This is a genomic window from Salinicola sp. LHM (assembly GCF_034479735.1).
Lineage (GTDB): Bacteria > Pseudomonadota > Gammaproteobacteria > Pseudomonadales > Halomonadaceae > Salinicola > Salinicola salarius.
Genome location: NZ_CP140261.1, coordinates 1,383,883 through 1,409,160, shown reverse-complemented (window position 1 = coordinate 1,409,160; position 25,278 = coordinate 1,383,883). Strand labels below are relative to the sequence as shown.

Genomic DNA, 25,278 nt, shown 5'->3' with positions numbered 1-25,278 from the left:
ATCGCACGCTTACGATCAAATTAAAAAAGAAAGTGCGCTCAGAAATCCGACACTGCTTAAATGAAAAAACATTACCTAATTAAGCCCTAAATATCGCCCCCCGTGTGATTAACATGAGAATCAGCTGAGGTCTCCTCATCCGTACTAGCCCACAAAATTGAAATGGGGTCAATGCGCTCAGGTATCAGTCCCGACCCCATGTTCCTTCCCACCCGCTGGGCACAGTGGTTATGAAGCCCAAGGAAACTCTGCCGCGCAATCTCCTTATCATAGGCGGGAGGTGGCACATCTTCGGAATCTTGTAAAAGCCATTCCTGCACTTCCACCGGATTAAGTCGGATCTCACCCGCGGCATCAAGAAATAAAGAGAACTCTTCGCTCATACGTCGTCCTGCCTCGTTCTGCCAACGCAGAATAGCTGCAAAGATGACGCTCTGCCTTGGCTTTACTTTCAAGCCAGTAGAGGCGAACTTCCCGCCAAAATCGATGCTCGTCGCAATATCAATCAACGCTCTAAAGAACTCGCTATTATAGTTAATTAGTTCGATATCCTCACGCTGTCGAGAAAGCTCCCGATCAAAAGTGATGGAGTGAATAGCGCGTGTGAGGTTGAATTTTTCTTTAAGGTGGATTGGGAATCGCAGCCTCCAAGCAGATCCCTTCAAGTAGGCAGTATCCAGCTCGATCTCTAGGATCCGGCACATGCCAGAGATGAACGACTTAAGGTGCTCTTCAGTCACCACGATTTGCTCGTTGAATGTCGCGGCATTGAAACTGGCAGCATGCTCGAACAGGTCACGCTGTAGGCTAGCTGCCTCCCTCGCGCGCTCGAGTGCGTCGTCGATCCTCTGCTGGGTACGGCGAATATCCTGCTGTTGTGACTTCTCAATGATCTCCTCGAGATTAGCCATATCGGCCATTTCACCTAAGATGTCATCTTTCAGGTTCTCATTGAACTCATCGCCTTGGACATGAGCCATGTCCGTCACGACCTGGTTGAGCCGGTCGTACATCATGGCGATGATGTCCTCATCTAGTGTTCCCTTGGAATTAATATTCAGGACTACGACACGCTTTCTCTGTCCGTAACGGTAAAGGCGTCCTATGCGTTGCACTAAACGCATGGGGTTCCAAGGAAGGTCGTAGTTGATCATTATGTGGCATTGTCGGTGTAAATTAAGGCCTTCTCCACCCGCCTCAGTCGAGACTAGGAACTGCCCGGCCGACTCGAACTCCTCGATGGCTGCCATTCGCTCATCAAGTGACATGCTCCCATTGATCAAGTGTACCGTAGCTGCTCCGAAACGCTCCGCAAGTGCTTTGGCTAAATAACTCTGAGTAGTTCTGTACTCAGTGAAGATGAGCACCCTTTCTTCTGCGGATTTCACCAAGGTTGAGTGGATAATAGTCTGCATAAAGCTCTGTAGTTTCAGGTCATTCTCGTTCAGAGCCTGAGCCCGTCTAATGAGGTCCTCTAAGTGCTCCTTTTCTCCGGAAAAGAACTCTTCCTCTCCTTCTGAAATTAGTCTTACTGTTGTCTCCTCAGACTCACCTTGGTACCTGTGATCCTCATAAGGATCGGTGTCATTACCTTCCTGTTCTTCGAGCTCGCTCTCGAGACGTTCCAGCCGGTTTATCAATGATTGGTGAATCGCAGCAACGCTCGAAGCCGCCAGCTTCCTATAGACGGTCATGACGAAACCGATCGCATTTCCGGTGCGCCCCAAGCTGGCACCGGCACGATAGCCTTTCTTCAGGTAGCTCTGTAGAGATTTATCGAACTCACGCGATTCCTCACTAGTTGGGACCTCGACAGCATGAGTGGTCTTGCCCTGGAAGATAAAATTGCCTTCCTTGTCGGTAACGTCCGCCTTGTAGTTTCGGATCACCATCTCGCCCAGCAGGCCGGGATTGAGGTCAATAAGTTGAAGTTCCTCTCGCAATTCTGGCCGCAGTAATTCGAGCAATGCCGTGAACTTGTCTTGCATGCCTTGATGTGGAGTAGCTGTCAGAAGAACCAAGCTCTCTATCTTCTCACGACGGCGTAGCTCTTTGACGAGGTCGAAACGTTCGGAAGCATCTAACTTTAATCCATACTGTCTACGTGACAGCCGATGTGCCTCGTCGACCAAAACTAGATCCCATGGTTCAGCATGTATCAACATCTCAAGATGATGCTCTTGCTTCAATTGGTCCATCGAACCTATAACATAGTCATGGGAGTGATCCTGCCAGTGACTCGCCTTCCTTATCGTAAAGTCCCGCCCATAGATCTTGAAATCATGAAGGTCGAAGCGACTCGACAGCTCTTCCTGCCACTGCGTGGTAAGACCAGAGGGCGTGATGATCAGGACTCGCCTTGCTTCCTTCCGCTGTCGAAGAGCATAGATCAACATACCAGCTTCGATAGTCTTTCCGAGTCCTACATCGTCGGCCACTAGCCAATTATAGTTGCCGGAATTAAGGATGTGGTGGACCAAGTGTATCTGGTGGGGGAGCGGGTCAATATCCAGATTGGAAAGTGCACCCGTATTCTGCTGCCAGTGCTGGAAGAGGTGGGCCAATATGCGCAGACGCGCACGCTCGGAAGTGCAGCTGGCGTCGAGCTGGCCAGTCAGAAATCTCTGCTTGACGCTTGGTACCAAAGAGAGGACATACCATGGCAGCCATCGCCTGACCTGCTGCTCCGGAAACTCAACTAGATGGAGGTCCATTCCTGCGACATGATTGGACTGTACAATCATCCCCTCGCCGAATCGCCTAGCTTCCCGTGATCCTGCGGCACTTACATGCATTCCTGCCTTAAACCCGGATCGAAGCCGGCTGACCGACATCCAAGTGGTCTCCTTCCTCCCCGACCAAGCCAACTGGGCTTTGGCCTCATTCTGAATAGTGTCGCTACGAATAACTCGTGCAGCGCTCTCCTCCCCGGAAGGCAACGGACATAGCACCCTACAGCCCGCGACCGGCAGGTGGCGTTCAGGAATAGTCATTTCATTACCAGAAGGTAGTTGCTAATTTCAATTTGGTTGAGGCCCAGTATTTGAGCGGCCTCTTCCTTGCTGTAACCCTTCAGAAACAACTCTTGTAGTGACGATACTACTTCTTCAGCCGAGCGTGACAATGCTCCTGCATTGCTGGGTTCCAAACACAACGATTCCTCGGTATCACTCTTTTCTCTATTCAGCCTCTCTGACGATCTGCTAGGGCTTTTCGTTTTTTCCTTGCTACTGTTCTTGTTGCTTCCCTTCCCGTTCTTGCGCTTCTCATCGGCACTCTTTGACTTTATTTCGGGATTGAAGTTGGGGTCTCGGTAGCGCAGGTCAAACCACGTTTTTGCTTCTTGCGGGTAATCCATTATAGACGCTATACCGAAGTACATCAGCTGTCTGCGAAGGTTCTCATGCATCGGATCCATTGGAACCCAGCCAAGCACATCCTCATGCTCTAAACCATCTGGCTCCCATTTGAGCTGCATGTGCACCGGGATTTCAGGATCGGCCCGATAGGTCACATAGTTGAGGTATTTGCTGAAGGACTTAAAATTCTTCCTCAATCCATCATCCCCATACCATTCATCGAAGAGGTCCTCGATGAACCTCTCGACTTCTTCTATTTGGGGGATTCCACCCATTGAGGTACCAAGCATTCCAATGATACGCAGACATTGCGCCCAGCTGAGCACTCTATAAGTAGAGTCGGAATCACCGTTGCGGTAAAACGCAATCCAGAGCATCCGATTCTGTGACCAGAAGGCCTTCAGTTGGATAGCCAACTGGAACTCCTCAGGCACCATACCGTCATCCGCATGGCGCTGCAGGTGGGTGAGGATCGCACCATAGCCTCGTGTGTTGAGCACCTCGGCGAGCGCGTGCAGATAGCCATCGTCCCAATGGTTCTTTCTGATGAACTCGGCCGCTCGCTGGCATGCCCTGAGGTACTGGCTGATACGTTCAGTCTTATCCTGATCCGCCCCCTCATCCGGGAGTACCTCATCCAGCAACTCCTGGTCGGTCAGGTCATCATCGAATTCATGACCTTCATCCTCGGTGAAGCCTTCGAACTCCTCTAACGACTCTGCACCCAGTGCAAAGTCCCCTAAAGGCTCATGGTCATAGACGTCATCATCAAATAAAGCAGTTAAACTGTAATCGTCCTGATCGTCATAGAGGTAATCCGACGGCTCCTGACCGTACTCCTCCTCAGCGTCTTCCTGCTGAAGGTTAGGCTGTTGGAACCGGCTGGTCTCAGATAAGAATCGAGGGGCTACGGAGGACTGCTCGGCCGTCACAGGCCCAAGTGAAGCATTGAGTCTGTTCTCCGAGACTACCAGGCCACCTTCGCCCTCCTCCAGGTTCCTTGTCATTGAGGGCTCCGGATCTTCCTCAGAAGGTACCGGTAAATGGACCTGACCCCAAACAGCAGCAGAGGCTTCATCTGAACAGGAAGCCTCCGTGGTATTCTCGTCGCGCATGACCGATGTGGATGCATCCTGGTGGGCCGGCTGGCTGTCAGAATCGGTGCGGAGTGTTATCAGCGCGCTCTCAGTTGTGATCAAGCCAGGCTCACCTATTGAGATGCAAGTATCTTGCTTGATCTGTGCATTCACTTCTTCAACAGTATGCGACGTCAACTACTTTGGCCGCTTGGCGACAATTAAAATGGCCGGTTGGGTGGGGTAGTTGTCGTCAGTCCGACGACCCAGCTTTTCCTCCTTGTAATTGTCGTTGATAAGCACGCTTACGGTAGCTCTCCCCGCTCAGCTCCATCAGCGTGGCGTGGTGCACCAACCGGTCGATGGCGGCCACGGCCATCATGCTGTCGGGGAAGATACTGTCCCAGGCGCTGAACGGCTGGTTGGCGGTGATGATCAGGCTGGCCGACTCGTAGCGATGGGCGATCAGCTCGAACAGCACTGACGTCTCGGCCTCGCTGCGTTGGACGTAGCCGATATCGTCGATCACCAGCACGGCGTACTTGTCGAGCTTGATCAGGGCGTCGCTCAGGCGCAGTGCCTGCTTGGCAGCCTGGAGCTCCTGGACCAGGCTTGAGGCGGTGGCGTAGCGCACCCGGTAACCCTGGTCGACCAGCGTATGCCCGAGCCCGGCCGCCACGTGGCTCTTGCCGACGCCGGAGGGCCCAAACAGCAGCAGGTTGTGAGCCTGGTCGACCCACTGCGTGTCGCCGGCCAAGGCGCTCAGTTGCTGGCGCTGCTCGGCCGCGATGGCGTCGAACTCGAAGGACTCCAGCGTCTTGCCCACCGGCAGCCGGGCCTCCTTGAGGTGCCGGGCCAGCCGGCGTCGCTCACGCTCGGCCAGCTCGTGCTCGCATAGGGCGGCCAGTGTTTGTGGCAGGCTCCAGTTTTCGGCTCGGGCGCGGGTTTCCAGCTGGGGCCAGCAGGCGGCCATGGTGGGCAGGCGGAGCTGTCGCAGTAGCAGCGGCAGCGTCTGGGCATCAGGCATGGCAGCACACCTCTGTGGTCGGCACGCTGGGCACCAGATGGTTGTAGCTGGCGATGTCATGCTGAGTCACCTGGGGGAAAACCAGCGTGGCGCTCGGCGTGGCGGCGAAGCGGGCCTGGAGCTCGGCCAGCGTCGGGCTCTTCCCGCGCGCCAGGGCGCCCAGCCAGTAACTGGCGATCGCCTCGGCCTGGTCCTGCTCGGCGGCCAACGCCAGAGCGCCAACGATGCGCTTGCAGGCCTCGGCGACCGGCAAGGCGGCGGTCAGCCGGGCGTACAGCTCGCGCCACTCCGCACTCGGCAACAGGTCGTCGCGGAACGTCAGCCCCGCCAGCGCCCGGGGCTTGCGGACCAGCCAGCCGATCACATGGCGGTAATCGATGACCCGCAACCGGCCGCTTTCCGGCGTGGCATGCAGCCGCCTCAGCGTCAGCAATGCTTGCTGTGCGTGATGCAGCACCAAGCGATCATCGTAAAGGTGCACCCGCAGGTTCTCGCCGATCAGCCGGGACGGCACCGAGTAGAGCACCTTGCGCACCTGGATGGTGCTGGAGGTAGTGACGCGCACCGTCACCTCGCTGTAGTCGGTACCGGGCCGGCTGGGCAGTGGCTGCAGCGCGCCACGCTCGACGGTGATCCGGGCCGCGTTGCGGCGGTTGATCGCGGTGGTCACCTCATCGAGGAAGGCCTGGTAGTCATCGAGGCTAGCGAAGTCCTGGGAGCCGCGCAGCGTCAGGCGCTGTTGCAGGCGCCGCTTGAAGTGGCCATGTGGCGACTCGATGCTGGCGTTTTCATGGCCGCGCCCTGGGTTATTACGGGTGGCCGTCATGCCGTAGTGAGCGCACAGGGCAGCATAACGCTCGGTGAGGTCGGCTTCCGCCTCCCGGCCGAGGTTGCGGAAGGCCGCCGACAAGCTGTCGGTGCGGTGCTCCGCGGGGACACCGCCAAGCCGCTCCAGCGCACGGGTCAGGCCTTCAGCCAGCGCCGGGTAGCTCTCGCCACCGAGCACCACCCGGACATAACACCAGCCGCTGTAGGCCAGGCGGAAGTGGTAGAGCCGGTGATCAAGCAGCTCCCCTGCCACGGTAATGACAATCCCCTTGAGCTCGGTGAAGTCGGAGAGGCCGCGCAGCCCGGGGCCATGGGTTTGCGGGAACATTACCTCTTTCTCCGGGCCGTGCGCGGCTCGCCAGCCCTTGACCCGGCGCTGCAGGGTTCGCAGCAGGCTGTCCGGGTACTGGCCGGGGTGCTGCTCCTGCAACCACTCCAGCAGGGTCAGTGCCTGCAAGCCCGGGGCGGCGGCCAGCTGGGGGACGAGCGTGGTCTCCCACACATCGGCGAAGGGGTCGGGCCGGGTTCGCCAGTGCCGTGATGCCGGCGGCTCGGAGGACTCGGCCCGGCGTTCGAGGCGGCGAGCGGTTCTGACGGAGAGGCCGGCCTTGGCGGCGGCGACCTCCTGGGTCTGGCCTTGTTGACGTTGCGACATATAGAGCGTGACCTGTTGGCTGGTGACCGCCATACCGGCTCCCTGGTGGGTCGGGACAAGCGGTCAAGCTTAGGGCAACCGGTCACAGTAGTTGTCGTCGGCCGGCCAGAGTAATTGTCGCTCTATATCAACAGGCAACGTTGCATCACCTGTGGTGCCACAGGGATCTTGCGTTGTCCGAGGAGGCAGGCAGTGGCCCGTCTCGGCATCCTTATTGGAAAGGAATACCTTATGGCCTATGTGCGCCGATCCATGGGGAGAGGATCTTGCGCGGCTCGTTTTGAGCGACAGGCGTTGTCTCCTGCGGCCAAGACCTCCTCTATCGGACTGTGACGGAGGTTCACCGAGCGCAAGCCCTGATACTTTATCGGAGGATGGAGGCGGCTCCCTCGAATCAGGGATCGAACGGTCAGTGGGGGCATCTATCTCTTCATATAACCAGACTTCGTCATGGAGGGTCTCGAACCGGCGCTGTTCTTCTTCGTAGAAGTCCTTCTCCGCTTCATGATCATGGGGAGAAAGCGATCGCTCGGCATGCTCCCCCGGAGTCAGTGTCTCGCCCGCCGTTGCAGACATCCCGAACGGTTCATCAGTAGCTGACAAGGCCTCCCCCATGTCAGGTTTCTGCTCGGGAAAAGCTGATCTTGGTACCTCCGAATGATGAGGCTCAGCGACGCCCTCCTCGTAGATCCATGTGTCGTCTGAGAGAGTTTCCATGGACTGTAGCTCCTCTTCATGGAATTTCTCCTCGGACTCATGACCTTCGGAAGTAAGTTCCGAGTTTCTACTTCTGCCGGACGCATAGTCTTCCATAGCCTCCACCGGCTCTGACCGTAGATCCTCTTCTTTACCGCTTCTCAGAACTCTCTTGAACAGATCACGCAACCCCATCACATGCCTCATGGACCATCTTCGTACGGGAAGCACTCTCATTTTTCGGACCACTACAGATAGCAACCCTTATCACCTGCAAGGTCGATAGGTTACTTCCCTGGTTGCACATTACATGCGCTCCTTCCTGCCAGTAGTTTCAGGATCAACAGCGCGAACTGTCTGCCCGTCTCTTCATCCTCCAGCAGCGGCATGCTGAGCTTCTCGTGGTCGCTGAGGGCATCGAGCACGGCGTCGGTGACCTTCCTCGGGAAGAGGCCGTGCATCACCTGGTCTTCGCTGTGATTGCGGACCTGGGCCATCACCGCTTCGTCGCGCTCGATACGGTCGGCGATGCCGTTGGCGAAGTGCAGCTTGTCGTCGTCGCTGACCTCGGCGCCGTAGAGATCGTTGAGCCGGTCGATGATCTCGGCCAGACGCTGCTTCTCGGGGTCGTGGGGCTTGCCTGAGCCCACTTCGCTGACCGGGGTGAGGCCATATTCGCCCTCGGCTTCTTCCAGGCGCAGGCGCTTCTCCTCGCGCTTGGTGAGGCGGTAGTGGGTCAGTTCCAGCTCGCTGACGTCGATGCTTTCCTCCTCCAGCAGCCGGTCGGTGCGCAGCAGCGGATGGAGGTGACGGGCGAAGACGCATAGCTGTTCCAGCTCGGGGTCGTCGAAGGTGACGATCTGGCTGAGGAATTCGTAGGTGCGCACGAAGCTCTGCAGGTTCTTGCGGAACAGGTCGAGCTCGTCGCGGGTGGTGCCAGCGTCCTTCAGTTCCTGCTCGGCACGCTTCAGGCCCTTGTCATCGCCGTTCTGCTCGGCGACCTGGCGAGCTTCCTTCCAGACCTGGAGCTGCTCCAGAGCCAGCTGGTAGCGCTGCTTGACGCGATCCTGAGCGGGGCGGCAGTGATAGCTGAGGCTCGACGCCGGCGCCTTGGGGTCGAAGAAAGCCTTGGCGAAGGCCTCTACTTCAGGCCAGTGGTAGATACCGCTGGCATCCAGACCGTTCTGCAAGTCGTACACCACTTGCGGGTCGGAGACGCCGGCCAGCTCGGCCTTGCGGTAGTAGGGAGCGAAGGCGTCAAGGATCTCCTGCTCGTCGTTGTAGAAGTCGAGGATAAAGGTCTGCTTGCCGGGGAACAGTCGGTTGAGCCGCGAGAGGGTCTGTACGCAGTCCACGTCACGCAGCTTCTTGTCGACGTACATGGCGCAAAGCTTGGGCTGGTCGAAGCCGGTCTGGAACTTGTTGGCGGCGATCATCACGTTGTAGTCGTCGGTGTCGAACGCCTCGGCCAGGTCGCGCCCCTTGAGCCCGGGGTTGAGCAGCTGGCTGGTCTCGGTGACCTCCTCGGGGATCTCCTCATCGGGCGGCACGCTGCCGGAGAAGGCCACCATAGGGTGAACGTCACCGTAGCCCTGCTTCTCGACGTACCGACGCATGGCCAGTTGGTAGCGCACCGCCTCCTGACGACTAGCGGTGACTACCATGGCCTTGGCCTGGCCGTCGAGAAGATGGCGCACGTTGTCACGGTAATGCTCGACGATCACTTCCACGCGCTGGGCGATGTTGTATGGATGCAGTCGCACCCACTTGGCCAGGGTGCGCGAGGCCTTCTTGGAGTCCACCTCCTGGTCTTGCCCCTCGGGATGGGCGAGCTTCCAGGCGGTGCTGTAGGTGACGTAGTTGCGCAGCACGTCGAGAATAAAGCCCTCCTCGATTGCCTGACGCATGGAGTAGAGGTGGAACGGCTCGGGCTTGTTGTCGGCGCCAGCCGGCAGGCAGGGATCCGGCGGACGACCGAACAGCTCCAAGGTCTTGGCCTTGGGCGTGGCGGTAAAGGCGTAGTAGCTGATCCGCTCGCTGGGGCGCCGGGAGGCCACGGCGGCATCCAGCATGGCCTCCGCACTGATCTCGTCGTCATCGCCCTCTGAGACCTCTCCAGCGGCGGCCAGCAACGCCTTGAGCTTGCTGGCCGAGCTGCCGGTCTGCGAGGAGTGGGCCTCGTCGGCGATCACTGCATAGTGGCCCTCGGCGAGCTGGGGGCGCTTGTCCAGGGCGTCGAACAGCGCCGGGAAGGTCTGGATGGTGACGATGATGATGCGGGTGTTACTGGCTAGGGCCTCGGCGAGCAGCTCCGACTTGCTCTGGTTACCGATGTCGCGGGTGATGGGCCGCACCACGCCGTGGGCGTGCTCGAACTGGTAGATGGTCTCCTGGAGCTGGCTGTCGAGCACCGTGCGGTCGGTTACCACAATCACCGAGTTGAACAGCTTGGTGCCATCCTCAGCGTAGAGGTTGGCCAACTGGTGGGCACACCAGGCGATGGAGTTGGACTTGCCGGAGCCGGCGCTGTGCTGCACCAGGTAACGGCAACCCGGCCCCTCGGCCAGGGTGGCCTGTACTAGGCGGTTGACCACCTCCCACTGGTGATATCGAGGGAAGATCAGCGTCTCCTTGGTCTGGCGGCGGCCGTAGAAGTCTTCGCTGGTCTTCTTCTCTAGGTGCAGGAAGCGCCCCAGCACCTTCAGCCAGGCATCCGGTGCGAACACCTCTTCCCACAGGTAGTCAGTGGCGTAGCTCTGCTCGTCCGACGCGGGTGGATTACCGGCGCCGCCCTCTTCCGTGCCACGGTTGAAGGGCAGGAAGAAGGTATCCTTGCCGGCCAGCTTGGTAGTCATGGCCACTTCGGCCTGGCTCACCGCAAAGTGTACCAGGGCACCACGCTTGAAGGTGAGCAGAGGCTCGGGTTTACGGGTGACGGGATCCTTGATCGGTCGGTCGTGGCGGTACTGCCGCTTGGCGTTCTCCACCGTCTGCTTGAACTGGCTTTTCAGCTCCAGGGTGGCGGTGGGGATGCCATTGACGAACAACACCAGGTCGAGTCGGGGATTGTAGCTCTCGCCGCCTTTGCCCTTCTCGCGGGCATGGGGCGAATAGGAAACTTCGGGTACCACGCGCAATCGGTTGGCGCGGTAGCGGGCCAGCGAATCGGGGTTCATGCCGTGGTCGGGCTGGAAGCTGCATAGGCCGAACTTCACCCCAGGCACCTTGAAGCCATGACGCAGCACTTCCAGCGTGCCGGACTTGTCCAGCTCTCGAACGACCTTCTGAATGAAGACCTGCTCGGGCGCTTGAGGGTTGGCCTTGCAAAACTTTTCCCAGCGCTCCGACCAGGCTTCCCGCACATAACCCAGCAAATCCTCCGTGTAGAGGGCCGTGGTACGGTCGTAGCCGCTGGCCGTGCCTGCCTTCCAGCCGCCAGACACCATGGACTCGATGATGTCCTGCTGGAAGCGGGACTCCCTGCTGTCCGCCATATTATCCCCTGCGCTTGGCGTAATTTTTTGAAACAGCCTAACGGTTTAGGGAAATAAGGAGAAGTCTACTTAGGAGAATGCTTTTTCCACAGGGGGCGGACACGCCAGTCGTCAGGGAAGCCCATTTCGGCGAAATTGATAGCGTGGTGATCGATGAGCCCGATCAGCCAATCACAACAATGGTGAAACTGAGGCTCTTACTGCCACCGCACAGCCTAGAAAAAAGTAACCCCCCAAGGTGCGCTTCCGTGAGAGGCGTGGAGGGTGTTGTCGAATTAGGAAAACACTGCATAAATGCCTGCGCAGGCGAATCGCTGCGTTGCGCGGTGCTCGAAGACTCGCCTAACCCCATGTTATGTCTCGCCTTCTGCGCTCCGTGCGCCTTGCGCTTCATCCTGCTCGTCGATTTATTCAGTATTTCCTTAGATGATAGCTGGACACAGCGACCGAGGCGAGTCGCCAGTCCCAGACCGATGGACATCTCCGACTGGTTTAGTTCTTTCTCTAAAAGTGGTCTTTCCGGGCGATACCAAGCGCATTTCTAAACTGCACCTAGTCACCAGGCACCAGAACAGCACTGAATGCTTCAGCCCACCGCTTCGATCAGGTCCGGATCATCCTCCACCGGCTTGTTGACCCATGGACTCACCGGCCGGTGCGTCAGCCGGTCGTGAGGTAGATGGTGGACCCGGCGGCTGACCGTCTCACGGTCGGTCAGCCCTGTATCGAGCCAGGGCACCAGACTCTGCTGATCCGGGTTCAGCGGCATGCGCGGGTGTATCGCCTTGGCAACGCCGTGGGCGGGCTCGGTGAGGATGGCACAGCCGGGCTTGCCATCCGGCCGGTCCGTCCAGATGCTGGCGAACCACAACGGCTCGCCGTCTTGGCGAGCCAGGTAATGGGGTGGCTTCCGTCCCTCCTCAGTCAGCCACTCGTACCAGCCGTTGGCTGGCACCAGGCAGCGGTGATGGGCGAAGGCGACGCGGAAGTCGGGCGAGGTAGCGATCTTCTCGACGGTGGCGTTGATAGGTTGCGGGGCCTTGCCGTCAGGCCGATAGCCCCACCAGAGGGCATCCAGGCTCAGCTGGCCGCTGTGTAATGCCGGCATACTGCCGACATCCAGGTGCCCGGGGCGACGTTGTAGCGAGGCGTCAGCTCGACCTCTGCCAGCGGCAGCTTGAGAAAGCGTGCCAGGCTGGGGAAGTCGCGATAGAGAGCGAAGCGGCCGCACATGGTTTTCCATATTCGAGCAAGTTAATTAAAAAGCCGTTGCATTGAGCACAGTCACCTAACCTACTTGGCGCTTAACAAATGTCCTAAAGTGCTGGCTCAATAGATACTTTGAAGCTTTAACTCGCCCTTTTGTAACCCGCAACCCTTCGAGCCCTCCATAGTGACGATCTTTTTTTATGACGTCGCTGAGCCTTACTACGCTGGCCTCAGGGTCGATGCTTAGCAAGAATTTATCAAACAGGCGGTGAATATCCACTCGCAAGCACAGCGAATTATCGGGTATCCGGAATATGTGGTTGATCAACTGTCGCTCCCGAGGTCGCGTTGCAGGCGCTGCTTAGTCGATGATATTGACGGTATGCCAGCGCAAGCTGACCAGGTCCGCGACATGCCGAATCGGCAGCAACGCCACCAGGTGCTCCACCCACTGACGCAGTGTGAGTGGTAACCGGAGAGCGCCCCGGTAACTAGTCGATGTGCTCTCGTGTCGGGCCACAGGCGGAGCGGGTTTGCATTCATGGCAACGGCGGTGCCCGGAGGCTGGCGTTTTGACAAATGTCTACGTTCTCGGATTTACCGCCATTTCTGTCCTGCCCTCGCCCCCAAGCCCCTCCCGTGGCACGCTTATATGCGAACAACTCATAGTCACCAGGAGGCCTCATGAAACCTTTTTCCATCCTGCTGATCCGGGTACTGGGCCTTTATCTCTTTCTCAGCACCTTGTTTTCGGTGATGCCGGTGCTGCTGGGCTCGAATGCCAGCGAGCTCTGGTCCGGTGAGCTGCTGCCGGTGTTTCTGGCAACGACTGCCGTGCCAATGGTCGGTGGTGTGCTGCTCTGGTGCTTCGCTGGCCGCCTAGCGGAAAGGCTACATGGCGAAATCGAGGCGGGTGCCCGCGTCGGGGAAGATGGCCTGGTGCGCGCCGGCACCTTCCTGATCGGGGTGTACCTCCTGGTCCGGCATTTCGCCATTGTGGTGGGCAGCTACGCTTCGGAAGGGATGATTGCCTACGAGTCCCTAATCGTGGCTGTGCTCAGTCTCTGCATGCTGCTCGGCACGCGGCTGCTGGGCACCCTGTACTCAAGGCTGAAGACCCTTGGCCTAGAAAAGTAGGTTTTCCGCAGATTGGCGCGAAATGGCTGAGTGGGAGATGTCACGCTCTACAAGAAAGCCATCGGTTACGGACTGCTGGACTTCGCAGAAGAGCTCAACTACGGGATCGAACTATCAACCATTAAATCCGGTTACCCGACTTTTATATCTTCAAAAAAAGCATCTAAATCAGCCTCAGCTGGAAGGTCATCTTTTATTTTCTCTATCTCGGGGTGGCTCATCACCCCCTGCCAAGTACTGACAGCTACGACGCCGGACTTTTCTCTTAATAATGCAAGAGCCTGGCAAGCTGCTTCAACACTCGAGAAGCTGTTGGGCCTATTCTTCCAGGCCGCCTTAAGATCAACATCATCTAGCTCTAAAACCTGAGCTCTTGTCAAAGCGTTTTTTTCAATTATCCTGGCATAGCTTTGCTCGGACTCATCAGATAAAAACGGAGCCTTTAACGTAATAACTTCATCTCTGTTTATATAAGCTTGCCAACCTTTATAGCTTTCCACTACCCCGGCTGAAGCCTCAACAATAGCAAGAGCTTCCGCAGCAGCTTCTTTGGATCCACATAGCTGCTCCCTGTGTTTCCAAACCTCATCAACCTGCTCAACCGACATGTCGTCTAGATCCTCTGGCTCAAAAACCCAAAGAAAATGGACCTCATCATCGGGAGATGGCTCTGAACCTCGCTTAGCTTCAACATTTACAGCCAAATTATCATTGTCACTTACATCATCATGGATATTTTCAGCCGCCTGCCAGGCCACTCTTTTGTCTCGTGTCGTGGCCCCAATTCTATTCTGATGATCCTCAATTCTTCTCCTAATTTCTCCTAGTCGACCCGCTTCCTCTTTTCTTTTTTTGTTTCTTACTTTTTTCGACATGCCATCTCCTCAACATCACTATTCCAGAGCGGCCTCTGCCGCTGCACTCACCTGCCGGTCCTGCCACTCGCCGTAGGTCAGGCCGCTGTCTTCCGCCTTCCAGGAGGTCCGGCCATTGGCACTTCGGCCCGAGACCACCGCCGCGGCGGCGCTGGGGCTGCTGAAGCTCTGGTCCTCGCTGAACACTCGGGTGCCATCACTGCCTTCCACCAGCACCCCGTCCTCGCAGAGCTGGTTGTAGAGGCTCTGATAGCCGCGCTCGGTGCCGATCCAGCTGCCGCGAGCCAAGGAGCCCTTGAAGACGTAGAACTCGCCGTCGATCTCCTGCCCGGTGGCGCGGATGCCATGGCGTGGCACTTCCAAGGTGAAGCGGGGTGATGCCTCGGGCTCGGCAGCCGGGGCTGATTCCGGCACCCGCGAGGGGCGGGAGGTCTCGCGCAGGAAGTCGAAACCCAGCACCGGCAGCACGGTGCGGATCTGTTCCATGAAGAACGCCATATCGGCGCGGTCCGACTCGGGCAGGTTGATGTACTCATGGGCGGTGCCGTTGATCAGCTTGCAGCGGCCGACCTGACCAGCGTTCTGGATCAGCAGGCTTTCCAGGTACTTCACGTGGGCCTTAGTGAGGTTCTGGTCCTTGCTGGTGACAAGGCAGACCTTTTCCCAGAAGTCCTTGCCGCCCTTCTCCTCCGGGCGGTTGTGCTGCTTGAGGCGGGTGCCGACGTCGTCGCTCTCGCCGATATAAACCAGCGGGCGCAGGGTGTTGTCGGGGTCCGGGCCAACCAGGAAGTAGATTCCGGTGCGGCTGCACTCCGGGCGCTGAACCAGCTCGCTGAGCTTGCTGCGGGGTCCGGTGAGCACATGCCCGGTCCAGTTCATGATCTCGGCGGTCAGCAGGCCGTTAGGCGTGCCGTCCACCAGAAAGAGCCGGATGCTGCGTCCTTGCGTCATACCGCCTCCGCTTGTGTGGCTTCGGGGACCGATGAACCCACCGGCGGATGCCAGCCCCGCACGTCGATCTTGCCGGTGACGGCGGCGGAGATCAGGGCGGAGCGGCGCTCTTGGAGGAGCTTCACCCCTGATTCAGAAGTAGCCACCAGCTCATCAATACTGCCCAACCTTTTCTTGAGATAACTTACTATCTCTTCTTGCTCTTCGATGGGGGGGACTGGGAAGCGCTCTGGACCAATGTGTTTATTGTTGATCTGAGGGACAGTCGAAACATCAGCGAGCTCATCTAGCTTCCTCAACTTTAGCGCATAGGCAAAATACCAAGCGCTATAGCGCCCCTCAATCTCCCAGCCCATCAAGTTTGGGTCAATCAGAGCCTGACGACTAACAATATTAACTTTGTTGAGAAATATTGCAGCACCGCGCTTTGGGAAAACCACATAGTGGCTGCAGGCTCGATATAAACGTGAAATAGCTGGATCTACATACCAGTCCCAGCCGGCAACTTCCAAACTGTCAGCTGATAAAGACCCAACCTTAAGATAGGGAACATCTCCCTCGCCAGAAACCATGTCTTCAGGGACATTATCTGATCCAAAAAGGCGACCTATATATGAAGCCTTCATCACCTCCCAATGCACCGGCACTTCCCCCAGCCACTCCACCCCGGAGTCCTTCATGGGCACGTTGGGATCCAGCCCCTTGGTGACGGCATGAGAGATCACCGCCTGGCGCTTCTCCTTGAGCAGTTCGATCAGACGCTGTTGTTCCTCCACCAAGGCGTCGATGCGGGCGGTTTCGTGGTCGAGAAAATCCGATAGTTGGGCTTGCTCGTCAGCTCCTGGCAATGGGACCTTAATGTTTTTCAAGTCATCCCAGCCAATGGCCGAGCGATGTGCCAAAATTCCTTGGCCGAAGGACTGTGCCAGCTTCTGGAACTCTTTATTCTCAAATATCCTTAGCGCATAACGTGGAAGAACCTTCTCCTCTACAGGCCGCAGGACAATATAAACAGGGCTGCACACACCCTTGAGCCCAGAAAGACCATACGAACCAATGCCATAATTCATGCTATTGATGACCAAGTCACCAATATCTACTCTTTTGCATTTTGAAAGATCGTCGGGCTTTTTATTCCCGACGTCACCTTTTTCTGCATATGGGATAACACCCACATTAGCAATTAGCGACAGATAATTTTCTTCACCACCACTAGCATTCTTTGCAGTCCGTTCTTCAACGAAGGCTCTTACTGGTGCCACCTCCCAATGCGCCGGCACCTTCCCCAGCCACTCGACGCCGGAATCCTTGTACTCGGGATACTTCGGAAACGTCATGCCGATAACTCCTCGATCATCTGCTTGATTCGGTCGGTGCAGGCCTTGAGATCAGCGTCGATCTCCTCCAGCGGGCGCGGTGGAGTGAACTGGTAGAAGTGCCGGTTGAAGGGGATCTCGAAGCCGACGATGCCGATGCGGCCATCCAGCGGGTCGCGCTTCTCCTCGTCGATCCAGGCATCGGGCATATGGGGCTTCACCTCGCGCTTGAAGTAGTCGAACACCGACTCGTCCAGCGGCACGTTCTCGTTATCGCGCAGGCCGGTGTCGGGCTCGGGGTTGCCCTTCTTGTCGAGGCAGATATCCGCCTCGGGGTCACGTTCGGAGAGGGCATTTAGGATCGCCTTCTGCAGCGGGGCGCCGACCTTCATGCCCTCCGGCAGATGTTGCTTGAGCGCGGCCTTCAGCGCCTTGGTAAAGGCCTCACGGTTGGTGAAGCGCTGCTCCGGGTCCAGGGTGGCGCAGGCGGCCTTGATCGCCTCGCGCTCGGCCTCAGCGAGCTTCTGAATGGCTTTCTCGTCATCGAGCAGGGCCAGGCGCTCGGGGCTGGCCTGGAAGTTGAGGCGCAGCGGGCGCTCCACCGTGATGCGCCGGTAGCCGAAGGCCTCCACCGGGAAGAGCTTGCTCTCCTCGCTCTCCTGGTTGGCGCCGTAGAGACGCACGATCTCCTCGATATCGCGGTCGGCAACGAACTGGCGCTTGCTGCCCAATGACTTGCGCATCTTGCTGGCCCGGCCGGTGGCGTTGATCAGCTGCACCTGGCCGCGGCGCTCGGCGGGCTTGTGGTTGGAGAGTATCCACACATAGGTGGCGATGCCGGTGTTGTAGAACATGTCGGTGGGCAGGCCGACGATTGCCTCCACCAGGTCGTGCTGCAGCAGGTAGCGGCGGATCTCGGACTCGCCACTGCCGGCGCCCCCGGTAAACAGCGGCGAGCCGTTGAGGATGATGCCGATACGCGAGCCACCCTCCTGGCGGGCGCGCATCTTGCTCACCAGATGCATCAGAAACAGCAGCGAGCCATCGGAGACCCGCGGCAGGCCGGGGCCGAAGCGGCCCTCATACCCTTTCTGGTTGTGCTCGTCGGTGATCGCCTTCTGCACCTTCTTCCACTCCACCCCGAACGGCGGGTTGGAGAGCATGAAGTCGAAGTGCTCACCGGCCAGCTGGTCGTCGGAGAGGGTGTTGCCGAGCTTGATCTGCTCCACCGCCTGGCCCTTGATCAGCATGTCGGCCTTGCAGATGGCGTAGGACTCTGGGTTGAGCTCCTGGCCATGCAGCGAGACGGTCACGTCCCGGCTGACCTGCTGGATGTATTCGTCGCTCTCGGAGAGGAAGCCGCCGGTGCCCGCGGTGGGGTCGTAGACGGTGACGATGCCGTGGGGGCGCAGCTTCTGCTCCTGACCGGTGAGCACCAGGGAGGTGGTCAGGTGGACGATATCGCGCGGGGTGAAGTGCTCCCCCGCCGTCTCGTTGGAGCTCTCGGCGAACTTGCGAATCAGCTCCTCGAACACCAGGCCCATGCCGTAGTTGGTGAGCCGCTGGGGGCTCATGTCGATGGCGGCGAAGCGCTGCACCACCTGGTAGAGCAGGTTGCTGGCCGAAAGCTGCTGGACGAAGCCCTCGAACTCGAAGTGCTCGAAGATCTCCCGGGCGTCCTGGCTGAACGACTGCACATAGCTCATCAGGTCGTCGGCGGTCTGGGTGTCGGAGAGCGTGCCCAGGGTCAGCGGCGAGGCGTTAAAGAAGGGCTGGTCAGCGGCGCGCAGCAGGAGCTTCTCGCGTACCGCCTCGGGCTTGGCCTGGTGGGCATGGGCGGCGTCGAGCACGGCGGCCTTGGTGGGCTCCAGCACGCACTCCAGGCGCCGCAGCAGGGTGAAGGGCAGGATGATGCGGCCGTACTGGGACTGCTTAAAATCGCCGCGCAGCAGATCCGCCACGGACCAAATAAAGGCCGCCAATTGAGAGTGACTTTCCGTTTTCACGATGCTTCCCCGCGTTCTTGGTACCGATGGTGATGGATGCGGCCCATCATACACAGTGAAGCGAAGGGAGGGGAAAGGAAGCGTACAAGCCTTCCTTCCCTCGCGATATCAAATTGCTCCAACCTTCTCTCTTATTTCATTCCTTAAATCATTCAACCCATTCAGAAGGCTAGACACCTCTACCATCTTGTCTTCATGACCGACGAAATCCTCCTCATTTGACAGCAGCATTTTTAACAAGCCGCCAAGCCTGCCTAAATCACCATTGAGCTGCATCAGATCGCCCACCGCCTTATGATCAATCATCGACTTGGGTGTGTAACCCACCCCCAAGTTCCGCAGGAACGATGATGCACTGTGATTACACCCTTTGGCGTTATCTTCGATTTGTTCTTTCTCGCGCTTATCCACCCATACTTTGATGCACTGCTTTCTTATGCGTGTCTGACTTCCCATCGTCGTCTCCATCGTTGATCTACCCTCCAGCGGCGGAAGCCGCTCAGCCTCGCAGAGCAGGACAGCGTAGAGCCCGAGGGGCGAGTAAGCGCATCGCATTGTTGGCTAGCCGCTTGCGGCGTAGGCCTACAATGCACATCCTGCCATTGGCCCATCACACATTTTGCTTCACTCTGCTTCATTTCAGGCCCAGATCCCGCAAATGAACTAGAATGAGACAAAATGAAATAAAATCTCTCAAAATGAAGTAAAATGCAGCATCGCTTCGCTATGAGTCGCCACACAGCTGCTGCTTCGCAGCTTTTTGAACGCCAAATGAGATGACTAGCCGACCTCAACTCGCCTCAAAAGCCTCCTGAGACGATTTCAAGCCCTACCCTATGCCTACCCCTTCCTACTTCTATATCTCTCCTCACAGCCGCTTACAGGGCACGCAGTGGCATTGACACACGCACAGGCAGCCCTAGCTGGTGGATAGCGCCCCGGCCCTGGCCGTTGGCGACTCAGCCCTCTTGGCCACTTTCACGCCGCCAGAACTCTTTCATCACTGAGTCTCCATCTTTGACAAGCGTATGAACCTCATAGGGACTGAAGGTGGCAAGCTCTACAACCAGCAGACTGTCAAACTGGAGTTCCCTGTCCAAAGCTCTAAGACGCTGCAACTCGAATGGCCACTCGTCACCGTTATATATACCAAGAAGTAATCGACGAAGGTGGTGAGACTGCCCGCTATGCCCTTGAGCAACATTGATCAACTTTAAAAGTGCTGGGATGCCATGATCGACCAACTTGTCTTCATAGCTAGTCCCACCGCTAATCACCTCACCCATCACTTCATCAGGATTATCAAGCGGCGGATGACCACGCCCTTTCTTTAGCAGATGATCGCCAAGATAGCAATGCGCACCTTCAAGCCATTTTTCGCCAAGCTCAGGAGCGTCATCGGCATCTTTCCACTCTTTCCCTTTATGCGGCTTACGATACTTCATATGTCACCTATTAATCTCCAGATACTAGCTGTTCTTTGACTTTCAAAAATCCCTGCCTTCCTTCCAAAGACTCTATTCGACTCATCCTCAAATTTTCGCCTTTGAAGTTCACCACTTCAAAACACGCGTAATGTTTCTCAAACTCCCCCTTGCGATATTTTCGCAAAAGGCCTTCAAACCACCGCACAGGTGAACCACTAATCGCTCCCGCCCGTAACGCACCACTCAATTCATCAATCAGCAAAACGGCATCTTCCCCGGATACCTCTTCCAGTAAGCGAGCCACCAGGGCCCTCTCACCGCTCCTAAGCGATTCTGGAGTCTCAGGGTAGAGCTTTGCTCCAGGTAGCTGCTGCCCTGCTTCACCACCACACTTATCCACAGGCCTGCTGCCAACTTCCTTTTTTACTTCCTCTGTTAGTTCTAGGGGTGACACAGCTATGTCACCCCCGGGGGTGACACCCGTGTCACCCTCCCCCTGACATTCTGTCACCCCTAGGGGTGACAAATTGTCAGGGGCTTTATCCACAGAGAGGCGATAAGTGTTCGACGTTTGTCTACCGCGCCTTTCGTAACCTGGCCTTATTTCCATAACACCCTGATTAACCATCGTTTTTATGGCTCTCCTTACGGTCCTTGTCGAAGAACCGCTCTTACGTGCAATCGTTGACACGCTGGGCCAACAAACGCCGTCGTCATCGGCATGCCATGCAAGGACCACAAGGATCATCTTGGTGGCCGGTGCCAAAGTGACCTCCATGGCCCACTCAAGAGCGCGGTAACTCATGGCTTCACTCGGCTGAGGCGATGTACTCAGCAATTTGCGGAGTGCGGAAATACACCCTGCGACCAATTCTGACTCGGGCTTTCTTGATCTCGTAGGCATAGTCATGCGACTGATTTATCGCGATTCGGAGACCATCCGGACTCCGGTGCAACAGCTCAGCCAACTGCCCCAAGCTGATAAGGGGGCCATATTTGTCGAGTAGAGAACGTTCGATAGCAACCTTGGTATCTTCCATCGTTCAGCATCCATTGATTACGTTGGTTTGCGTAATCTAGCCCCAAAATGCTTGAAAGAAAGGAACAGCATATGTAAATTTGGTTGACATCGGTAAAAAAACGTCGTCTGTAGGGCAGGCTGTATGGACCTAGAAGAAATCAAGCCAGTCGAAGGCTGTTCAGAGGAGCTCAAGGTAGCTCTCCAGGGATTTCGTGACAATGTCACGGAGTCATACACCACTGGATCCAGACGCTGGTCTATTTGGTCACTTCTCGGTGATCACTTTGACCAGCCATTGGAGCTATTGCTGAACACCAATGGAGCAGAAAATTTCTTCCAGGGGGAACGATTCTCGGCGTTCTGCAAAAGAACCAGCTTCGACGAGGCAGATTTATATCTATCTTCAATATTCAAGAAATATAATGCTCGCCTGCGGGCCGCTGACATCGACATCCTTAGAAGCGTAATCTCATTCTGCGATGACCGGCGGCCTATGAAGATATCTTCTTATTACTTCTCTAAGACAAGGTCACCATATTATAGAAAGGGTGGCAGACCACCCTTTTGTGAGCTTTGCTGGAAAAGAAGCCAAGCTCACCAGGAACTCCACGATGGTGAGAAATTCAGTCTTAAAACCGAGAGGTTCTGCGCAGATCATGATCCACGAAACCCTGACTCAATGTACAGGACCGATCACAACAACAGGAAAGCCTTCTATGACAACCTACGCACCATCACCAGGACAGGCTACTACTACAACATAACAGACTTTGAGCAGCGCCAACATTCACGGTGGGTCGCCTACAGGATGACCAAGCTTCACATACGAGACAAGGACATTGCTGTAATGGACTTGCTTATGGATGGCTTCTCGCAATCAGAGATAGCCCGGAAGCTAGGTGCTTCCAGGCAGAACATCTCAAAGATAAAGATGAAAACCGAAGGGTTCATTGAATACTGGAGGGAGATTAGAACTTCCAGCTACCCCATTGATCCAGAGGACCTGGCTGTGTGGGAAAACTTCGATCAAGCCGACCCAGACTAGCCATTATTACTATAGAAATTTCCATCAACAGCAGGCTCTACCCTAGCCCACCAGTATCATAGCCACACTCCTTGATCGCCGGGACCATTAATTCAGCTTGCTCAGAAAATCCAGCCGCTTTCAGCTTCCCGGCAATTTCATGCCACTTGAGATAGAGACTCTTCGTCACTTCCAAAAGCTCATCGTCATCAGATAGCTTTTCATTTATCTCATCGATGATCATTTCCAGAATCTCTTCCGGATCAAAGTCAAGACCAAACTTCTCATCCGCTTCTCTAAGCAGAGCCTGCTTGTCAGAATACGGGGCCAATTTATAGGCGTTGTAGATCTTTCCATAATCCAGTTTCTTGATTTTCAAAAACGGCATCACCGTCTCTCCTCTCGCTCAAAACGTGCTGAAAGTTAGATATTTGTCTGATTTTCGCAGGTAGTCGCGCCTTACCCTTCCGCAAGCCTGTCCAGCTTCGATACCAGGTCCTCGGCCCGAAGGTGGGTATAGCGCCTCAGCATCTGCATCGACTTGTGCCCACTTATCGCCGCCACTTCCTGGTCGGACAGACCGGCCTCCACCAGCCGGCTGACGGCCTCATGGCGTAGATCATGAAAGCGAAAGTCATCGAGCCCGGCCTTCTTCTTCGCCTGGTTCCAGAGCTTGGTGTAGGCGTAGGGGCCCCGCTTGCCATCCTTTCCAGGCTCGCCAAAGAACACCAGGTCACAGTCAAGCGGGCGCACTGGGTTGTTCAGCGCTTGCTTGAACACCTCGGTGGCGGCCTGGGTCAGTGGCACCAGGCGAGCTTCGTTGTTCTTGGTGTCGGTGAGTCGCACCACGCGGCGTTTCACGTCGACCTGGGCGCGAGTGAGGGTCAGGATCTCTGAGGAGCGCATGCCCGTCTCCAGGGCGATTCTGGCGATCCAGGCCAACATGGGATTGCTGTGTTGCCGTAGCACGGCGAACAGGCGCTTCTCCTCGTCGGCGCTCAGGCGCCGGTCGCGCCCTTCTCCAGGGCTGGGTTTGCGGATATTTTGGACGGGGTTGTAGGTCAGGCCCAGACCCCATTCCTGGATGGCCACGGTGTAGAGATGGCCGAGCAAGGCGAGCTCCAGGCGCACGGTATTGGCGCTGATAGGCTGGCCACGATGGCCGATGCTGTTCAGGCGGGTGTCGCGATAGTTGGCGATCAGTTCCGGCGTCAGGGCTGCGAGGGAATACTTACCCAAGTGCTCGATCAGCGTGTTGGCCTTGTGGCGTTCGCTTTTCTGGGTGCTGGGCTTCTTTGTGGGGGTAACGTCGGCCAGGTAGCGCTTGAGCGCGGCTTCGAGCGTCATGCGCTCCGAGGCACTGCGCTGGATATAGACACCACGCACCATCTCGTCTTCGGTGCGGCGTGCCCAGTCCTGGGCGTCTCGCTTGGTGCGGAAGGTCTTGGCGGTGGTGGGCCAGCCGGTCTTGCGGATGACGGCTTTCCAGCTACCGGCAGGGGTCTTGACGATGGTGGCCATGAAAGTCTCCAGGGGGCTGAAGGATCGGCACTGTACCGAAACTGTACCCTTGGACTATGGGACTCACCAGAGATAATTCGTAAGCTGCTGATTTCATTGGTGGGCCCAGCTGGACTCGAACCAGCGACCAAGGGATTATGAGTCCCCTGCTCTAACCAACTGAGCTATAGGCCCTGAAACGCGGGAGCCGTATGATAACCAAAGCGGCCGGCACAGGCCAGCCGCTGTTGAAGGTTTGCACGTCCAGGGAGGACACGATGTCATCGAAAACGATCATCCGCCGTATCATGGGTGTCGGTCTGGCTGCCGGTTTGACGGCGTTCCACGGCGTGGCGCTGGCGGCCTGGCAGCTCGATCCCGAACAGTCCCAGGTCACGGCAACGGTGACCGAAATCACCAGCGGCGGCGAGTCGATTCCCCATGAGCACTCGCTGCGCCGCATGGAAGGCCAGATCGGCGCGGACGGCACGCTGCAACTGCCGATTCGCCTCAACCAGACCGACGTGCTCGATACCCTTGGCGAGCTGCCGCCGTGGATGTCCTCGCTCACCAGCACGACGCTGGTCACGGTCGTCACTCGCCTGCCGCCGGAACGCATCAACTCGCTGGCGGTCGGTCAGTCGACGGTCGAGATACTCACGCTGAGCACGGAATCCAACGGCGAGCAGCGCCAGGAGAAGCTGCCGGTGCGCTTCACCCGGGAGGCGGCCGATGTGGTGCGCGCGCGCAATGCCGAGCCGGTCTCGCTCGATGGCAAGGAACTGATGAAGAACCAGACCGTGCGTTCGATCCTGTCGCTGATCGGGTATCAGCAGATCGGCGACGAGGTGCCGGTCGAACTGAATGCCGTGCTGGTCGACCGTTGAGCGATGCCTGACACCGTCACCCCGTTCGAGACGCTACCCGCCGGCTGCCACTCGCCACGGAGCGAGTGGCCCTGGCGGCTCGCGCTGCCGGAGGCCCGGTTCAGCGCGCTGTGCTTCGAACCCCAAACGCTTTGCGACACGAATCTGGGCGCCTGGGAGCTCGCCTTGCCGGATCGCCTGACGACAGCGGCAGCCAAGCGCCGGGCGGAGTTCCTGGGTGGCCGCCTCACCGCTCGGCGCGCGCTTGCCGCGCTGACCGGGTCGCCCTCGACACCAGCGCAGGACGCCGAACAGCTCCCCGTCTGGCCGGCCGGCACCGTCGGCTCGATCACGCACAGCCGAGGCCTGGCAGCGGCGGTGGTCGCCAATCGGGCAGCCTATCAGGGGGTCGGGCTGGACGCCGAGGTCGTGACGAGTGGCGAACGCGCCCGGCGGCTGGCGGGGCAGATTCTGGTGGCCTCGGAGCTGGCCTGGCTGGACCGGCTGCCCGCCGAGCGGCAGGGAGAGTTCCTTACCCTGGTGTTCTCGCTCAAGGAGAGCCTGTTCAAGGCGCTCTATCCGCTGGTGGGGCAGCGCTTCTACTTCCCCCATGCCCGCCTGATCGAATGGAACGCCGAGGCGGGCGCGGCGTCGATCGAACTGCTCAAGACGCTATCGCCGCAGTGGCCAGCCGGTGCGCGTCTATCCGGGCAGATCGCGAAAATCGATGATTATTTGTTGACGTTGATCGCCATATCTCCACAATCATGAGCATGCGAACTTCTCCGGGCCTCGTGCGGTCTCTGGAAGA

Annotated in this window: 23 protein-coding genes and 1 tRNA gene; 4 read left to right on the top strand and 20 right to left on the bottom strand. The window is 57.5% G+C overall.

The window, feature by feature from the left end; all coding sequences use genetic code 11:
• Positions 1 to 86: 86 nt before the first annotated feature.
• The 9 genes from R5R73_RS06605 to R5R73_RS19280 all read right to left on the bottom strand — a co-directional run bounded on the left by R5R73_RS06605 (position 87) and on the right by R5R73_RS19280 (position 12,672).
• Positions 87 to 2,993, bottom strand: a complete 2,907-nt coding sequence (locus R5R73_RS06605) for a helicase-related protein (RefSeq protein WP_322529215.1) — start codon at positions 2,991 to 2,993, stop codon at positions 87 to 89.
• Positions 2,990 to 4,633, bottom strand: a complete 1,644-nt coding sequence (locus tag R5R73_RS06600) for a hypothetical protein (protein ID WP_322529214.1) — start codon at positions 4,631 to 4,633, stop codon at positions 2,990 to 2,992. The genes R5R73_RS06605 and R5R73_RS06600 overlap by 4 nt, the downstream gene beginning before the upstream one ends.
• A 55-nt stretch (positions 4,634 to 4,688) precedes the next feature.
• Complete coding sequence (gene istB / locus R5R73_RS06595) at positions 4,689 to 5,462, bottom strand: IS21-like element helper ATPase IstB (RefSeq protein WP_322527534.1); 774 nt, start codon at positions 5,460 to 5,462, stop codon at positions 4,689 to 4,691.
• Positions 5,455 to 6,978: an IS21 family transposase gene (gene istA, locus R5R73_RS06590; protein WP_416221188.1), complete on the bottom strand. Its 1,524-nt coding sequence runs from the start codon at positions 6,976 to 6,978 to the stop codon at positions 5,455 to 5,457. The genes istB and istA overlap by 8 nt, the downstream gene beginning before the upstream one ends.
• Positions 6,979 to 7,014: 36 nt before the next feature.
• Positions 7,015 to 7,836, bottom strand: coding sequence for a hypothetical protein (locus R5R73_RS06585; protein WP_322529213.1), 822 nt, complete (start codon positions 7,834 to 7,836; stop codon positions 7,015 to 7,017).
• A gap of 92 nt (positions 7,837 to 7,928) precedes the next feature.
• On the bottom strand, positions 7,929 to 11,135 hold the full coding sequence (locus R5R73_RS06580) for a type I restriction endonuclease subunit R (protein ID WP_322529212.1): 3,207 nt from the start codon (positions 11,133 to 11,135) through the stop codon (positions 7,929 to 7,931).
• A gap of 586 nt (positions 11,136 to 11,721) precedes the next feature.
• On the bottom strand, positions 11,722 to 12,243 hold the full coding sequence (locus tag R5R73_RS06575; RefSeq protein ID WP_322529211.1) for an SOS response-associated peptidase: 522 nt from the start codon (positions 12,241 to 12,243) through the stop codon (positions 11,722 to 11,724).
• Positions 12,216 to 12,368 (bottom strand): hypothetical protein, encoded by a 153-nt coding sequence (locus R5R73_RS06570; protein WP_322529210.1) that lies wholly within the window; start codon positions 12,366 to 12,368, stop codon positions 12,216 to 12,218. The genes R5R73_RS06575 and R5R73_RS06570 overlap by 28 nt, the downstream gene beginning before the upstream one ends.
• Positions 12,369 to 12,423: 55 nt before the next feature.
• A complete protein-coding gene (locus tag R5R73_RS19280) occupies positions 12,424 to 12,672 on the bottom strand; it encodes an HNH endonuclease (RefSeq protein ID WP_416221222.1) in 249 nt (82 codons plus the stop codon).
• A 356-nt stretch (positions 12,673 to 13,028) separates the two neighbouring features.
• Between R5R73_RS19280 and R5R73_RS06565 the strand changes: the two genes are divergently transcribed.
• Positions 13,029 to 13,481 carry a hypothetical protein gene (locus R5R73_RS06565; RefSeq protein WP_045995284.1) on the top strand — a complete coding sequence of 151 codons (453 nt, stop codon included), beginning with the start codon at positions 13,029 to 13,031 and terminating at the stop codon, positions 13,479 to 13,481.
• Positions 13,482 to 13,612: 131 nt separating this feature from the next.
• Here the strand turns inward: R5R73_RS06565 and R5R73_RS06560 are convergent, their stop codons facing one another.
• The 8 genes from R5R73_RS06560 to R5R73_RS06525 all read right to left on the bottom strand — a co-directional run bounded on the left by R5R73_RS06560 (position 13,613) and on the right by R5R73_RS06525 (position 21,096).
• Positions 13,613 to 14,356, bottom strand: a complete 744-nt coding sequence (locus R5R73_RS06560) for a hypothetical protein (RefSeq protein ID WP_322529209.1) — start codon at positions 14,354 to 14,356, stop codon at positions 13,613 to 13,615.
• 18 nt (positions 14,357 to 14,374) lie between these two features.
• Positions 14,375 to 15,307 carry a GIY-YIG nuclease family protein gene (locus R5R73_RS06555; RefSeq protein ID WP_322529208.1) on the bottom strand — a complete coding sequence of 311 codons (933 nt, stop codon included), beginning with the start codon at positions 15,305 to 15,307 and terminating at the stop codon, positions 14,375 to 14,377.
• Positions 15,304 to 16,644, bottom strand: coding sequence for a restriction endonuclease subunit S (locus R5R73_RS06550; RefSeq protein WP_322529207.1), 1,341 nt, complete (start codon positions 16,642 to 16,644; stop codon positions 15,304 to 15,306). Before R5R73_RS06550 ends, R5R73_RS06555 begins: the two co-directional genes overlap by 4 nt.
• Positions 16,641 to 18,629 (bottom strand): class I SAM-dependent DNA methyltransferase, encoded by a 1,989-nt coding sequence (locus R5R73_RS06545; protein ID WP_322529206.1) that lies wholly within the window; start codon positions 18,627 to 18,629, stop codon positions 16,641 to 16,643. The genes R5R73_RS06550 and R5R73_RS06545 overlap by 4 nt, the downstream gene beginning before the upstream one ends.
• A 108-nt stretch (positions 18,630 to 18,737) precedes the next feature.
• The gene (locus R5R73_RS06540; protein ID WP_322529205.1) at positions 18,738 to 19,085 is read right to left on the bottom strand and encodes a plasmid mobilization protein; all 348 of its coding nucleotides are present in this window, start codon (positions 19,083 to 19,085) and stop codon (positions 18,738 to 18,740) included.
• Between the two features lie 503 nt (positions 19,086 to 19,588).
• Positions 19,589 to 20,074: a hypothetical protein gene (locus R5R73_RS06535; RefSeq protein ID WP_071232638.1), complete on the bottom strand. Its 486-nt coding sequence runs from the start codon at positions 20,072 to 20,074 to the stop codon at positions 19,589 to 19,591.
• A gap of 10 nt (positions 20,075 to 20,084) precedes the next feature.
• Complete coding sequence (locus tag R5R73_RS06530; protein WP_071232637.1) at positions 20,085 to 20,861, bottom strand: helix-turn-helix domain-containing protein; 777 nt, start codon at positions 20,859 to 20,861, stop codon at positions 20,085 to 20,087.
• A 4-nt stretch (positions 20,862 to 20,865) separates the two neighbouring features.
• Complete coding sequence (locus tag R5R73_RS06525) at positions 20,866 to 21,096, bottom strand: plasmid-related protein (RefSeq protein WP_071232636.1); 231 nt, start codon at positions 21,094 to 21,096, stop codon at positions 20,866 to 20,868.
• Positions 21,097 to 21,219: 123 nt separating this feature from the next.
• Between R5R73_RS06525 and R5R73_RS06520 the strand changes: the two genes are divergently transcribed.
• Complete coding sequence (locus tag R5R73_RS06520; RefSeq protein WP_322529204.1) at positions 21,220 to 22,122, top strand: hypothetical protein; 903 nt, start codon at positions 21,220 to 21,222, stop codon at positions 22,120 to 22,122.
• A gap of 37 nt (positions 22,123 to 22,159) precedes the next feature.
• Here the strand turns inward: R5R73_RS06520 and R5R73_RS06515 are convergent, their stop codons facing one another.
• From R5R73_RS06515 to R5R73_RS06505, 3 genes are all read right to left on the bottom strand, one after another.
• Positions 22,160 to 22,489: a hypothetical protein gene (locus R5R73_RS06515; protein WP_071232634.1), complete on the bottom strand. Its 330-nt coding sequence runs from the start codon at positions 22,487 to 22,489 to the stop codon at positions 22,160 to 22,162.
• A gap of 71 nt (positions 22,490 to 22,560) precedes the next feature.
• Positions 22,561 to 23,622: a tyrosine-type recombinase/integrase gene (locus R5R73_RS06510; protein WP_071232633.1), complete on the bottom strand. Its 1,062-nt coding sequence runs from the start codon at positions 23,620 to 23,622 to the stop codon at positions 22,561 to 22,563.
• Between the two features lie 97 nt (positions 23,623 to 23,719).
• Positions 23,720 to 23,796, bottom strand: a tRNA-Ile gene (locus R5R73_RS06505).
• Between the two features lie 83 nt (positions 23,797 to 23,879).
• On the opposite strand from R5R73_RS06505, the gene R5R73_RS06500 reads away from it, so the two are divergent.
• A complete protein-coding gene (locus tag R5R73_RS06500; protein ID WP_276232208.1) occupies positions 23,880 to 24,488 on the top strand; it encodes a hypothetical protein in 609 nt (202 codons plus the stop codon).
• Positions 24,489 to 24,491: 3 nt separating this feature from the next.
• The gene (locus R5R73_RS06495; protein WP_276232209.1) at positions 24,492 to 25,238 is read left to right on the top strand and encodes a 4'-phosphopantetheinyl transferase family protein; all 747 of its coding nucleotides are present in this window, start codon (positions 24,492 to 24,494) and stop codon (positions 25,236 to 25,238) included.
• Positions 25,239 to 25,278: the final 40 nt, after the last annotated feature.